The organism is Chryseobacterium sp. WX (genome assembly GCF_029542485.1).
In the GTDB taxonomy this organism is placed as follows: domain Bacteria; phylum Bacteroidota; class Bacteroidia; order Flavobacteriales; family Weeksellaceae; genus Chryseobacterium; species Chryseobacterium cucumeris.
Genome location: NZ_CP120710.1, coordinates 4,252,140 through 4,266,891, shown reverse-complemented (window position 1 = coordinate 4,266,891; position 14,752 = coordinate 4,252,140). Strand labels below are relative to the sequence as shown.

Sequence of the window (14,752 nt, the reverse complement as noted above, 5' to 3'; positions counted from 1 at the left end):
GATTTTTGAGTTAAATATTAAATGGACAGCCTGATTTATTAAGACCTAAGAATAAGTGGAGGTGTTTGGTGGGGGTGACATAGAGAAAAAAGGTATTATGCTTTAAAATAAAAAAACATCTGATTGATTAAAAACTTAAGTCTTACAAGTCAACAATTTTAAAAATTTATGAAACTCATGACATAAAAACTAAAAATAGCATCCAAGTTTAAATGTGTTTAAAACAAATCTTTAAGAATAAAATTTATCTTAAATTGTTTTGAAATCAATATCTCCTCTCAGAAAAAAGATTTCTCTGGAATTGGGTGCGGGATATTGGGGAAAGAAAATGTACAGGGGGCTTGTTTTGACAGGACCTCTGCGAGAGAATAAACCCTCTAAAATTTTATTTTGTATAAATTTTTTCTGAGTATTAGGAATAAATGAGGGTGTTTGATGTGGGGAGATTCGTATTAGAATATGTTCTTAAAATATTTTAAAAAAATTAGTTCAACCATTTTGATAATGTATAGTAATTTTTTAAAAAATTGACAAACAAATATTTAACTATTCAGAGGAAAACATTAGATTTATATTTGAAAATATTTTTTATGTCAGTAAAAATAACCATAAAGGGCAGTCAGGAAACCTCTGAATATGCTGAAGCTAAAAAACTAAAAAAAACATTTGAAGAATATTTCAATCAAAATGATAATGGAGAAATAATAATTATTCCCTCTGCAACTCTTTATGGGCAAGAAATTAAAGACATAGATTTAATTGTAATTGGTAAACTAAAAAGTCATTTAATAAGAAATATACACACCAAGATTTATGATACAACATTAAGAGAACCTGTTATTATTAAAGAAAGTAAAAATATTTTTGTTAACAACTTTTGTTATGTTTTTGAGATCAAAAGTCATAGAGCAGAAAGTATAACAAGAGAAGGACTTACGTTATTTGTTAAATATGATAATAAAAAAAAGGATGTAACTTCTCAAAGTGAAAAACAAAAATATTCTCTAAAAAGTTATTTAGAGGAAAATACTGGAAAAAGTCCTTTTATTTCAAATTTCATATGGTTTAAAAATGTTAGTTCAGAATCATTAGATTATTTGACAGAAAATAACCTAAATAATTACTTATCTTCTAATTTTAAAATAATTGACTTATTTAAAAAAGCTTTTTTACAAAACTTTCCAAGATGTGCAAAAGATGAGAATGGAATGTATAAACATTTTGCATCTTATGATAGTTATTTTTTAAAAAATGATGATATAGACTTAGAAAATCAAGCGAAAGTTTTTGACATTTTTTTGGAAAACAAGAAAGGGATGGGTTCTTTAACCAGAGATAAGATAGAGAGACTTAATAGGAAGTTATTCAAAAATCAAAATTATGCAGAAGACTTAGGTAAAAAATTAATAATCTTCTCTGGAAAGGCAGGCACAGGTAAGACTACTAAATTACTTAATGCTGCATTTGACTTAGCACTAAATCATCAAAAAAGATGTCTTATTTTAACTTATAACCATGCATTAGTAAGTGATATCAGAAGAATAATAGCTCTGCAAGGGATACCTGATGGAATTGATTCACATACTGTTAAAATATCTACTTTACATAAGTTTTTCAAAGATGTATTAGAAGGGTTCAATATTGGGACAAAGCCAAATGAGGTAGGAGATGTTGAATTGGACAATTATTTAGATGATGAAATTTATTATAAACTTTTAAATGAATTAGTTGACTTTATAGATGAAGGTCTTATTGATGAAGAGGAAATAACAAATTTGATGAAGAGTAATTATGATACAATTGACTTTGAGTATTTACTTGTTGATGAATGTCAAGATTGGGATGAAAGAGAAAAGGTTGTTTTGTACAAACTATTTGGACAGCATAACATAATTTTAGCAGAAGGCTCAGACCAGCTAATTAGAACAAAACTAAACTGTAATTGGACTTATGGTATGAGACCTAGAAGAGACTTTAATAAAACATATGAGAATAAGAGCTTAAGACAGAAAAAAAGCATTGTATGGTTTATTAATAAGTATGCGGAAAAGGTTGGACTAAATTGGCTTTTAGAACCTAAAGAAGAAATGAATGGAGGTAGAATAATTATAAAAATAGGAGATTACACAAATGAGCTACATAATGAACTCTTAACTGATTTATACAAAAATAATAATGTTCCTTATGATATGCTCTTTTTTACACCACCAAATAATGTGACAAAGCATAAGAATGACAAAGGATATACCTATTCTCATTTTAATAAATTAGAAGAATTTAATATGCTTGGAGCTAAATTATGGGATGGTACATCATATCAATTTAGAAGTAAATCTCAATATCCAATTGATACAAATCAGCACAGAATATTTCAATATGATTCTTGTAGAGGTTTAGAAGGATGGTCAGTCATCTGTTTAGATTTTGATGAATTTATTCGTTACAAATTGGAGACATATAAAGAAGAAAAAAATGAAAATGAACTGGCTTTAGAAACATTTGAACAAAAAAGAGACAGATTTATATATTTATGGTCATTGATACCTCTAACTAGACCAATTGACACACTTGTTATCACATTAAAAAATAAAAATTCTTTTATTTATGATGTTATGAAAAACATATATAAAGAAAATGAAGAAATAATATCTTGGTTGGAGTAGTATTTACTTTAAATACGGAAACCCGTAATGTTATTATTAAAAAAATTCATAATTTGAGTTTTTAATTTTAAAATATAAACAATGTACTAATGGAACAATAGAAAAAGTACAATATAAGTTATTAGTAAAAAAGAATTCAGATATTATTATTAAAACTTAGAAAATACAAAGACAAGTGTTTTTATTTTTTATGCAAAACAATAAATATTTAATTATATGATTTTAGCAAGATATATCGCATTGAATAGTGACTTATTTTACACCTGCTTATTACTTGTATTATTATAAATTGTATATTTGGTATTACCATGAAATTTCAAAATGACAGACTCTGCAGTAGGTTCTATATCAGGCTATTTATTTCAATTTGAAAGAGCACTTTTTCTTCTTTGTAATTTAGAGGAAAAAACACAATCCATTTCAATAGAAAAAATAGATGATATTGCTGCTCATTCTGAAGAAGGTTCTATACTACTTTTAGAACAGGATAAACATTCAATATTAGAAAGTGGGTCAACTTTCAAAGATACAGAATATGCCTTATGGAGGACAATTCAACTATGGATTCAGAAACTTCAAACAGGGGTAATAACTTCTAATACAAAATTATATTGCTCAACTAATAAAGAAATTTCTGATACTTCATTATTAAAGTTTATTGTAAAGAATAATTTTGAAGATGTAAAAAAGATAATTCAAGATTTAAGAAACTCTCAACAAAAAAAATTGGATGGGTACAAAACAAAGAGTGGTAAGAAGGGTAACACTATATCTCAAATACTGAATTTAATAGATTTTGCTCTAGCAAATGAAAAAGAGTTGGAAATAATTTGTAAGAATGTTGAAACCAAGGAAAGTACTAATATAAAAAAATCAATAATTACTAAATTACATATTGATTCTTATACTGAGCAACAGCAAGATAAAATATATGAAGAGTTGTTTGGCTGGTTGACAACTACCTGTTTTTATAATTGGAAAAGTAGTCAACACGCAGAATTTACAAAACTTCAATTTAGTGAAAGATTAAAACTTTGTTTAGGATCATCTTCCATTGTCAATGCAATTTTTAGAGCAAAAAAGGATATCAATATATTACCTATAGATATTGAATCCAAAAAAGATGAGATTTTTGTACAGCAAATTAATTTGTTGAATATAAATAGTAAATCAAAAGAACATTTTATTACAAATTCTATAGAAGACTTTATTAGATATGAAATTGAGCATACTCACATTATAAGTACAGGAAACCTAACCAGAGAGGATTTTATTGATTTTTTACAAAATTGTAAAATTGAATGGGAAAATCATTTCTATTCAACTATAAGCAAAGAGATACATGAGTATAGTGATGATGAACTAGGTCAATTAGGATTCCAAATATATACTTACATAATTAAGGATTTAAAGATGAAATTTAAGTTTGATATAGGTTTCAATATTGAAAATATGTATGTAAAAAATGGTAGTTTTTTAAAATTGTCAAATATCCCTGAAATTGGATGGCATCCAAATTGGGAAAAATTATTAGAAGATGATAAAAAATCTTAAACAAGAATTTAACCTTTACGATATTATCCAAAATGTTGGAATAGGAGCTTTGGCATGCTATAGTTTTGTACAAGGTTATTGTGTTTTAGCTGTAAATAAAAAGAATAAGAATAATTTCCCCAAACTTGAATATTTATTCTATGTTTTACCAATAGTATACCATCAAGATACTATGAGAACATTTAAGTCATCAACAGAATTATATACTGTTCTAATAAAAAATAAATCTATTCTTTTAGGGTTACAAGAAAGAGCAAATAAAATGTCTCCTCAAACATTTGATGCCTTAAACCTTGCATTCAATAGAGAATTATTATCAATTAATGAGAATAATGAAATCACTATTAAACCTGAAGACCTAAGAAATAAAATTTCTATACCCTCATTTTCTGGTAGAGAAAATACAATCAGAAATATACAAGATACAGCAAGGAGGCTGGGTAATATGTTTGCAAAAACTGATGATAAAAACATACAATTAGAATTAAATATAAGATTTTAATGAATTTTCAAATACTTAATATCATTCTATACCCTAAAAATAAAGATCTAAAACCTAGATTTTTAACTTTTAAAGAGGGAAAAATTAATATTATAACAGGCACCAGTCAAAAAGGAAAATCAGCAATAATAAATATAATTGATTATTGCTTGGGTAGTGGTGAATGCAACATACCTATTGGACTTATTAGAGACACTACAGAAGTTTTTGCAATCTACGTAAAAATCAATAATGAGTTTTTTTTCTTTGGAAGAGAAAATTTTGATGACCATAAATCTAAAATGTACTTCTACAAAGAAGAATCGAATAGTGATAAAAAAATTGAGCTTAGAAGTAATAAATGGTTAAGAAATAAAGAAGATTACTCAATTAATACTTCTTACTTTAAATCTTTTATGAATGATATTGCTGGGTTTAAAAATATTGAAACTGGAGACAATCAAAGTTCTTTTGACCATGCTGCAAGCTTTAGAGATACAGCAGCATTTCAGTTTCAGACCCAAAATATTATTGCAAATCCAACAACAATGTTCTATAAAACTGATTCTTGGGAACATTTGCAAAAGTTGAAAACAATTTTCCCATTAATATTAGGATATAAGTCATATGAAATAATTGATTTAGAAAGAGAAATAAATGAGTTGGAAAGAGTAAAAAATAGAAAAGTAATAACTTTCGAACAGATCAAAGCTCAGTATGAAAATTGGCAAGCAAATGTTTACAAATACTACACACAGGCTATTTCTTTAGGTTTAACAATTTCTGATATTAATATTCAAAACTCCACTGTAGATGAGATTAAAAATGAGTTAGTCAGCATTGTTAAGAGAGTAAATTCTGGGGAATTATATAAAAATGGTAGTATAAATAGATTTTCTGAAAAAGTAACTGAGCTTAATAATGATAGAAATTCAAAAGTAAGGGTACTGGAAGATTTAAAATTTAAATATAACAAAATAATCCAACTAGACAACTCAAGAGCCTCTTATGTAGATGATGTAGCAAGAGAGAAGGAACAAAGATTACAACCAATAGAATGGTTTTTACAAAGGAAAGGAAATGATACTTGCCCATTTTGTGGTGAGAATTCAAAAAAGGCTGTTAATGAATTAATTTATTTAAATGAAGAAAAGCAAAAGAATTTAGAAGTTCTTAAAAAAGCAAAATCAAATGAACTTAGTTTTGAGAAGGAAAAGGCTGTTTTAAAACTAGAAATTAACCAAAATGAAATTGCTATTTCAGATATTGATGAGAACTTACACCTACTATTATCTAAGGAAAAAGAAGAAAATGATTCACTTCAAAAAATCTATGAATTTTCGGGAAAGATAGAACACGTTATTGATAATCTAAATAAAATATCACCTTCAAGCGAACTTTTTTTAGAAATTAAAAAATTAGAAGAACATATTGCAACAGAAAAATTAAAGTTAGATGGTCTGTATAAGAAATTTAATAAAAAAGCATCTCTTAAAAAATTAGGTAATATTATTTCAGAATACTCAAAACTCTTACCTATTGAAGACAAGTATAACAGAATAGTACATTTTGATCCTACAGAAAGTTTAAATATTAAGATTGAAGATATAAAAACTAAAAATAAATATTTTCTTTCAAGGATTGGCAGTGGTGCCAATTATATGGGATATCATTTAGCAACATTATTTGGTTTGCATGAATATCTTAATCAGCTTAAAGGAGTAGGTAAAGTTAACTATGTCCCTACTTTTTTAGTTCTTGATCAACCCAGTCAAGTATATTATCCTAAAGAATTTACTGAAGAATCAAAAGATATTGAAGACACAAAAAAAATATTCGAAACTACATATGAATTTATGAAAAGAACAAATAATAAAATACAAGTAATTATTTTAGAACATGTGCCTACATCAATGTGGGAAAACATAAATACTGAGTCCTTTAATCTTGTGGAAAATTGGGATCAAGACTTAGAAGCATTAATTCCTGAAAATTGGTACTAATATGATTAATTGGCTAAGTGATAAATTTAAAAATTCTATAGATCCTAAATTTTTATTTGAAGAATCAGTTAAATGTTATAAAATTGAGGCATTTAGAGCATCCCTGTTATTTTCTTATTTAGGTTTTTTCACATATATAAAAGAAATGATAATTTCTAGTAATAAACCTACCCCCATAGCTCAAAGCAGATGGGATGATATAATATCTAAATTAAATAAAGATGATTATTGGGAACAAAGAGTTTATGATGAGTTAGTAAATTCCACTTCATCTATTTTTAATTTTAATGATTCTATTAGGCAACAAATTAAATATTGGAAAGATAGAAGAAATGACTGTGCGCATTTTAGAGATAACGAGATTAACCATCATCATGTTGAAATGTTTTGGTTCTTTCTAAAATCTAATATTACTAAAATAAGCATTCAAGGAAGCAAAGAAAATTTATTGGAAAAATTTAAAGCTTTTTTTGATAAAACAAAAACTCCTCCAAATAGAAATCCTGATTATTTAATCTACGAAATTGAGGAAGCTGTAGAATATGCTGATCTTCAAATATTTTATGATCAGTTGAATAATATCACTATTGTAGGAGAGTCTTTTGTTGATGATAATGAGAAACAGCAAATTTTTTACAGAATTTTTTCAATAATAAATAATGCCAGAATTAAAAGTGAGCTAGTTAGCTTCATTAAAATGAAACCTCAACATTATGATTTAAAATTCATATTAGAATTTCCTACTTCATTAAATTTTTTAAATTACAATGCAGAGCAAATTAGAAATATATGGAAAACACGTGTTTGGTTATTGAATCATAAAAAATATAATCTATTAGTAACCTTATTTAGAAATGGAAAAATTCCAGTTGATGAAAGAAAAGAATTCTTTTCAGAAATTTTCCAACATTTCAACCAGATTGGATATAACAATTTGTATCTTGATGATCAATCAAAGGATACATTGTTTAATAACATTTATTTTCAAGAAGTAGTTGAGAAAGAATTATTTATAGATGAAAAAATTCACACGTCAGAATATTTATACATAAATTCTAAAGAAGAATTAATTACTTTATTATTTTTTTATGGAGATATAAATGAGGCTATGGTAGAAGGTTTAAAGAAAATGGTAGAAAATGGTATTAGACCTTATTGGTTACAGGACTCTTTGACAACATTATTCAATGAAAATGAAAATAAAAAAAATAAAATATTAGAAATTGCAGCAACATTAAATTGTGAGCAGTCATTTTATGATTATTTCCAACTAAACTAGGATTCTGGACATGAATTTTTACAAATTTATTTTTCTTTATATTGATTTTCAATATTTTACAAAAAAAATAGAAACGATAAAATATAGTAATTATTATAAATAGCGAGGTGTGACAGTTGAACAGTATTTAAAAAAGAATGGACCTACTCTTTCTTCAGTATTAATAAAAAAGCTTTCAGATGATGGTCTTTCACAAGAAGCTATTAGAAAAAGGATTTCAAGATTAAAATCTCCAGTAAATAAAATAATAGGTTTCTTTAAAGATAATCAAGGCTTTTATTTTTTAGATGAACAATTTCAAACTCAAATATATTTTGAAAATTTAAGGGCATGTTTAAAGAGTGATGCTAAAAAGTATTTTTCAGTTATAAGAGCAATAGAATATCACTATGGTTATATTAAAAAGGATCATCTGTCATCATTTACTTTTAGTCCAATACAAAACCTTACATCCCATAGAAATATCAGTGATGTTATTACTCAATTAAAGAGTTTAGAAGTCATAATTGATGATGGAGATTATTACATGCTAAATGATTTAATTACTTCAAAAAAAGCTAATTTTCAATTATATAAAGGTGTTGAGCTTGCAAAAGAAACTATTCTTTCACAATTTTACAATTATTCTAAAAGTATTGGTTTGGTTTCTTATGATAGTGGCAAATTTCACAGCGAGTTTGCAAAATTTCAGTTTGGATTCGTTGCACCAAGCTATGTTTGTGGTATTACGAGTTTCTCAAAGAATATCTTAAATCCGGCATTTGTACTTACAGATGTTCTTATTGGTAATAAAGTTACCATTGAAGATGTTAACACATATTTGGCAAAAATTGATGTTATCAAAAATACGAGTAAAAATAATTTTTTACCTTATTTAATTTTAGACAATGTTAATCAGGATGCTTTTAAACTTTTAAAAAGTAATGGAATTATTATTGGTTTCGTAAATAAGTTATTCGGATCAGAATATGAAGAACTCTTAAGATCTTTAATAAATACTGTAGCAAATGCAGGAGCAATTCTAAAGCAAAACCCTCAGGCTTATATAGATTTAATAATTAATTTAAATAAATTAGTAGATGGTAAAACTAATAACTTAAAAGGGGATTTATTTGAACTTGCTGTAGGGTATTATTATAGTAATATATCTCAAAATATTGATATTGGTAGAAAAATAAATTATACAGGATTTCAAAGAGAAATTGATGTATATGCAAGTTCACAAGGAAGTTTAACAATTTGCGAATGTAAAGCATACAAAAGAAGTGTAGACTTAGACCAAACTAATAAGTGGCTAACCCAAAAAGTTCCGGTTATATATGACTGGATTAGGAGCTTTGAAAATGATAAAGACATCATATTTGAATTTTGGTCAACTTCTGGCTTTACTACAGAAGCTCAAAACTTACTTCAAGATAGAAAAGAAAAGTCAAGAAAATATAAAATAGATTTTTTAAGTGAAAATGAAATTATAGCAAGAGCGCAGAAATCTAAAGCACAAAAGATTGTTGAAATAATGAGAGAATATTTTATAAAAGATTAAATATAAATCCACCTTACCAAAAGCAAGGTGGAAAATTCAACTCAAAAACCAATGATAATCAAAACTACCATTGAGTATTTTCTGAATACCCTTTGAAAATTCAAAAGCATTCAAATTTCTATCAAGAAAAGTATCTATATAACTACTTTTATTTGCTTGTGTAAAGAGATTATAAACATCCCAAAGATTAATATTTCCATCCTGATTTCTACAGAAATTTTGGTCTTCATAATAATCCTTTGCCATTGTGTTAATATGGCTGTCATTAAAATTCAATAAAGGAATATTCTGCTTCTCAGACTTAGGTAAATGTTGATATAATCTACTTCTCCCAATTAATTGAGCAAACTGATGCTCTGAAAGAAAATCCTGCGAAAGTTCTTTCATTTCCATAAGATTAAGCTCTGCATTATAATTTTGCATTGTTTCTAATACCTTTGAATACAAATCATTTGCACTCCCTACTCTCATATCTTCAACAAAGCCATCACTACTCACACAAAGATTCATACAAACCTGATTTTGGAAGCCTATAAAAAACTTGAACTTTTCAAGAGATTTTTTATTGTAAAGGTTTTCCAAGTTATAACTTCGTACTCCTCCAATGGTAAGAGAAAGCTCATTTCCATTCACAATATCTGTAATAGTTGGGACTTTTATAATGAATGCCATCCTTTCATAATAAATGGTTTTTTCATGCTCCAAAAGCTCTTTTACAGGCTTATGAATAGCTGAAGGTATTCTGCCTTTGATTTGATGAGATACTCTTATTTCTGGTTTTGTAATGTTATGATTTGGGAATATTTTCTGAACAGCACTTAATACAACTTCAATGAATTCTTGATGTGCAATAGTTTTCTCATTATCCTTACTGAATACAGGAATAATACAATCATTCTGTAGATGATGCAATGTAGCTTCAGATGTATTGGCTACAATAAAAGGCTTGTGCTGAATGTCTTCTCCTTTTCCTAGATTAGCAGAGGTATCATCAAAATTATGTTCTTTAGAAATAGGCATTAAAAAAGCCTGAACTTGATTTGGTGGTTCAGGCTTAATTACCTCATTCATTTTATTTGGGTAAAATACTTCAACCTCATCAATATTATCATTAAAGAAATTATCACTAACTATTTTATTCTTATTTACATTCTGAAGAACCAGATGTATATTAGAAATATCACCCTGGTCTTTCCCTATTATGGTAGTAGAATTATTGAAATTTTGAGTGTCCATTTGTACTGAAATTATTTGGATTATTTAAATTGATTAGTAAAGATTTCTTAGCCTCAAAATCAGGCTTTAAGCTTTCCTGAAATTGTGGAAACTGTCTGTATAATGCTAAAAGCTCTGTAACAGATTTACAGCTTTGAATAGCTTCATATACTTCTTTCTCTGTTACATGGGAAAGATTTAGACTTGGATTATTCTCATAAGGAGAAATACCCTCAAATGCTTCTTTAGGGTCTATTTTAGGCATATTATTTCTTCCGCCTGAGCTTTGTGTAAAATTTTCAGAAGAATTGTTTTTCGAGCCTGAATTACACCAATCTAAAATCATCTTTCCAGTTTCAGAGGTGATAATAAATTCAGGTCTGTTCATGAATAGTCCTGTCCTGTCTTTACTTGCCTTAGCTAAATGATTCTCATTCACCAATTCAAAATTGATGGTTAATTCATACTCAAAGCCATCTCTGGTAATTTCCTTAGTGCCATGCTTTACTACCTGAGTTTTACCATTACTTGCTACATCTAGAGAATAGTCTATCTTTCTTCTTGTAGTGGTTATGACATGGCATGTTGACTGTAGTATCTTATTAATAAAAGCCTGATGTCTGGGAGTAACATTAGCCCAGTCTTGGAATCTTCCTCCCAACTTCTCATGAATGTCAAGACACCCTCCTGTACCATTCCACTCATGGGTAATAGAATCTATGATAATTACTTCTATTCCAGAGTTTTCACATAGTTCTATGGCTTGTATGTACCTTTCAGGAGAATAAGGAGCCTGTAAATCCAGTACATTGTAATTCCCTAAGTCTGAATATAAGGAAGCAGAGGAGTTTTCTGTATCTATAACAGCTATTTTACTCCAATCCTGTGTCATTCCATAAGCTAATTGCAAGGCAGAGTAGGTTTTTCCAAATCCACTTGCACCTGAAAGTCCTAATTTTAGCCTTACTTGTTGTCTTTGTGATTGTTTTAATTGCATAATTAATTTTGAGATTAAAAAAGGTTAATAAAAAAGTGAATCAATTTTTGTGAAATTTTGTAATTTTATTTATCTGTTTGTTTAGTACAAGCTTTTTAAAGTCACTTGCTTTTTATTAAAGCACCCATTGGGAAAGCTGACCTTCATTGGAGGGGCAGTGATAAACACAGCTTATACAGTGCATTCTACATCAGTACTGCACTCAAACAGATTAAACAACCTTAGTGAAGATGTAGCACTAAATAATTCAGGTTGTGAGAGAAGAAGCTCATTAACATTATTTATTCCCAGAAATGTTAATATTGATAGAATTTTAAGTTTCAATCCTCCTAATTTCAATTACCATAAGGACTGCTTTGTTTATATAATGCATATAATTTCCTCCATTCCCACGAGGGATTGGGATTTAATTGACAGAAATGGATTCACTGCAATAAATAAAGTAATATTGCAGAGAAGAATTCATGAATATAAACTTTACATTTCTTATTTAGTCTCAAATGGTATTTTAGAAGAAAACAGGCATTATGTTCCTGGCAAGAAATCTATGGGTTTGAAATTTAATAGTAGGTATCAATCTGAATTAATACCTATTCAAATTACTAAATGGACACTCATAAAAAGTATTACTGGCTATCACTCTAATGTTAACATTGAGAAAACTGAAGAAATTCACTTTTTGAAAAAATGGTTCAACTGCAAAATTCAAGTTGATTTGGAAGGTGCACAGATATTTCTTACTCAATTAAAAGAGCAAGAAATTGAGTCTGGTAGTTTACATGCACAGCAAGCATATAATTCAAGAATACTTCCTTTACTGGAACTTATTCAAGGAGAATATTCTTTTGGTGTAGATAACACAGGCTTTAGGCTTCATACAAATCTTACAAGAACAATGAAGGAATTAAGAAAGTACATCAAATATGATGGAAACAAACTTCACTCAATTGACATAGTAAATTCTCAGCCTTTTTTAGCAAGACCATTATTCCAATTAAATTACTTTAATAGAAATAAAATTTACGATAAGATATTAAATCAAAGATTAACAACCCAAGCAAATTACCCTATTATGTTAGTAGAAAAAATTGAAAGGGTAACAAATCAACAAGATGTAATAAATTATCTTGAAATGGTAACAAATGGTGAGTTCTATGAAAAATTTGGTGAAATATTAGTTCAAAATGAATTATTTGATGGAGACATTCAGAATACTTCTGTTAGAGATACTGTTAAAGAAATTACTTTTGCAACTCTCTACAGTCCGAACACTGCTATGGCTTATAATTCAGAAGTAAGAGTATTTTCAAATGTTTTCCCTAATGTTTATGAAATGATTAAACTAATAAAGCTTGGTCATGGAAATCATAGGGCTTATTCAATTTTATTGCAAAGATTGGAGGCTGAATTAATTCTTGATAAAATCTGTAAAAGGATTAGTCATGCTTATCCTCAAATCCCAATTTTCACAATTCATGATTCCATTGTAACTATTGAAAAATATGTTCCAATAGTGGAAAATTTCATGAAGAAGATTATGAGGATTAATGTGGGAGCTAGTCCTGTGCTTAAGATTGAAATATGGGAATAATTATTACTGAACTTCTTTTGTGGGCTACTTTTAGGAGTAGCCCATTTTATTTAATTTGGAATTTAACCTACCCATCTGCTCACTCACTTTCTTATTTACAATCTTAGCATACGATTCCTGAGTAATGGAAATTTTAGAATGACCTAAAAGCTCACTTACAATTTCCATTGGCACATCATTATAAAGTAATACAGTAGTGGCGAAAGTTCTCCTTGCAAGATGATGAGTAAGTCTTTTATCTATTCCAACTATATCAGCTATTTCTTTCAAGTAGACATTGAACTTTTGATTACTTAAACTTGGTAATACTTTTATCTCATCTGCATTATTATATTTCTCAATAATCATCTTACTTTTATTAAGCAAAGGAATTGACAAGATTTGTTGAGTTTTAGCTCTCTTCATATTAATCCATTCATTACCATCAAAACCAATTACAATATGAGATTTTTCCAGATTAGTCATCTCATTATAAGCTAATCCAGTATAGCAACATAATACAAACATATCTGCTACTATTTGTAATCTCTCTGCTTTAAACTTGTACTTCTCAAGTTTACTCAATTCTTCTGTAGTTAAATAAACTATCTCTTTTTTGACATGCTTTACTTTGTAGCTAATAAATGGTTCTTTATTTATAATATCTTGAGATATAGCAAGCTTGACTATCTTTCTGAACCTCTGTATCATCTTGTTAGTAGTTGCAAGAGCTAAAGACCTCTCTGCCTTTAGGAAGAATTCATAATCTTGAATAAATTTTAAATCCAAATCTTTAAAATGATAGTCTCCCTTATTAAAAGAGTACTTAATAAAGTCTTTTAATAGTTGTCTTGCTTGTTTAAACTTCCATAAGGTTGCTATAGAATATTCCTTATCAATCAGCTTTTCAATTCTATCATTATGTTCTTGAAAGAGCTGTAATATAGTTTTATTCCTTTTAGGAGCATCTCCTTTGTACTGCAAGAAAATATCTTCCACATCAAACTCTTCTTCATTAACCTGTAAAAATAAAAAAGCCTGATTAATTTCGTTCTTAATCAGGCTTAATTGAGAATTGATAAAAGTATTCTCTTCATTAGGTGGCTTAGCTTTCTGCTGTTTGTTATTCCAATAATTAGGGCTTATGAATAACCCTAAAGAAAACTCTTTCCTATCTTGTTGGAATGTAATCCTACATCTTATAGGGCATTTTCCTTGTTGATTTATTTTAACTTTTTGCAAAAGAAAAAGTATTGATAATTTATTGTTATTCATTGATTTATAATTTAGAATATGGTACACCAAAATAGAAAAATGGTACACCTAATAGAATGCCTTTTAGACAATCAAATTAATTTGAAAATTGATAAAATGTTGAGTATTTAAAAACCCAACAGTATAGTAAACTATTGAAAAACAGCCTTAGTAACAAAAAAGCACCTACATT

The 14,752-nt window shown here is 27.9% G+C and carries 10 protein-coding genes; 7 read left to right on the top strand and 3 right to left on the bottom strand.

What is annotated here, in order from left to right; translation table 11 throughout:
- Positions 1-590: 590 nt before the first annotated feature.
- From PZ898_RS19330 to PZ898_RS19305, 6 genes are all read left to right on the top strand, one after another.
- Positions 591-2,663, top strand: a complete 2,073-nt coding sequence (locus tag PZ898_RS19330; RefSeq protein WP_277693988.1) for an AAA family ATPase — start codon at positions 591-593, stop codon at positions 2,661-2,663.
- A gap of 321 nt (positions 2,664-2,984) precedes the next feature.
- Positions 2,985-4,217, top strand: coding sequence for an ABC-three component system protein (locus tag PZ898_RS19325; RefSeq protein WP_115982354.1), 1,233 nt, complete (start codon positions 2,985-2,987; stop codon positions 4,215-4,217).
- Entirely contained in the window at positions 4,201-4,719 is a 519-nt protein-coding gene (locus PZ898_RS19320; protein ID WP_277693987.1) for a three component ABC system middle component, read from the top strand. Before PZ898_RS19325 ends, PZ898_RS19320 begins: the two co-directional genes overlap by 17 nt.
- The gene (locus PZ898_RS19315) at positions 4,719-6,701 is read left to right on the top strand and encodes a DUF3732 domain-containing protein (RefSeq protein ID WP_277693986.1); all 1,983 of its coding nucleotides are present in this window, start codon (positions 4,719-4,721) and stop codon (positions 6,699-6,701) included. The genes PZ898_RS19320 and PZ898_RS19315 overlap by 1 nt, the downstream gene beginning before the upstream one ends.
- A 1-nt stretch (position 6,702) precedes the next feature.
- The gene (locus tag PZ898_RS19310) at positions 6,703-7,980 is read left to right on the top strand and encodes a hypothetical protein (RefSeq protein ID WP_277693985.1); all 1,278 of its coding nucleotides are present in this window, start codon (positions 6,703-6,705) and stop codon (positions 7,978-7,980) included.
- Between the two features lie 109 nt (positions 7,981-8,089).
- Positions 8,090-9,523: a hypothetical protein gene (locus PZ898_RS19305; RefSeq protein ID WP_277693984.1), complete on the top strand. Its 1,434-nt coding sequence runs from the start codon at positions 8,090-8,092 to the stop codon at positions 9,521-9,523.
- Between the two features lie 36 nt (positions 9,524-9,559).
- On the opposite strand, the gene PZ898_RS19300 is transcribed toward PZ898_RS19305, so the two are convergent.
- Both PZ898_RS19300 and PZ898_RS19295 read right to left on the bottom strand, forming a co-directional pair.
- Positions 9,560-10,759 (bottom strand): DUF3871 family protein, encoded by a 1,200-nt coding sequence (locus tag PZ898_RS19300; RefSeq protein WP_277693983.1) that lies wholly within the window; start codon positions 10,757-10,759, stop codon positions 9,560-9,562.
- A complete protein-coding gene (locus tag PZ898_RS19295) occupies positions 10,737-11,735 on the bottom strand; it encodes an AAA family ATPase (RefSeq protein WP_277693982.1) in 999 nt (332 codons plus the stop codon). The genes PZ898_RS19300 and PZ898_RS19295 overlap by 23 nt, the downstream gene beginning before the upstream one ends.
- Before the next feature lie 127 nt (positions 11,736-11,862).
- Between PZ898_RS19295 and PZ898_RS19290 the strand changes: the two genes are divergently transcribed.
- A complete protein-coding gene (locus tag PZ898_RS19290) occupies positions 11,863-13,326 on the top strand; it encodes a hypothetical protein (protein ID WP_139164607.1) in 1,464 nt (487 codons plus the stop codon).
- A gap of 30 nt (positions 13,327-13,356) precedes the next feature.
- Here the strand turns inward: PZ898_RS19290 and PZ898_RS19285 are convergent, their stop codons facing one another.
- The gene (locus PZ898_RS19285; RefSeq protein ID WP_089856736.1) at positions 13,357-14,580 is read right to left on the bottom strand and encodes a site-specific integrase; all 1,224 of its coding nucleotides are present in this window, start codon (positions 14,578-14,580) and stop codon (positions 13,357-13,359) included.
- Between the last annotated feature and the right edge of the window lie 172 nt (positions 14,581-14,752).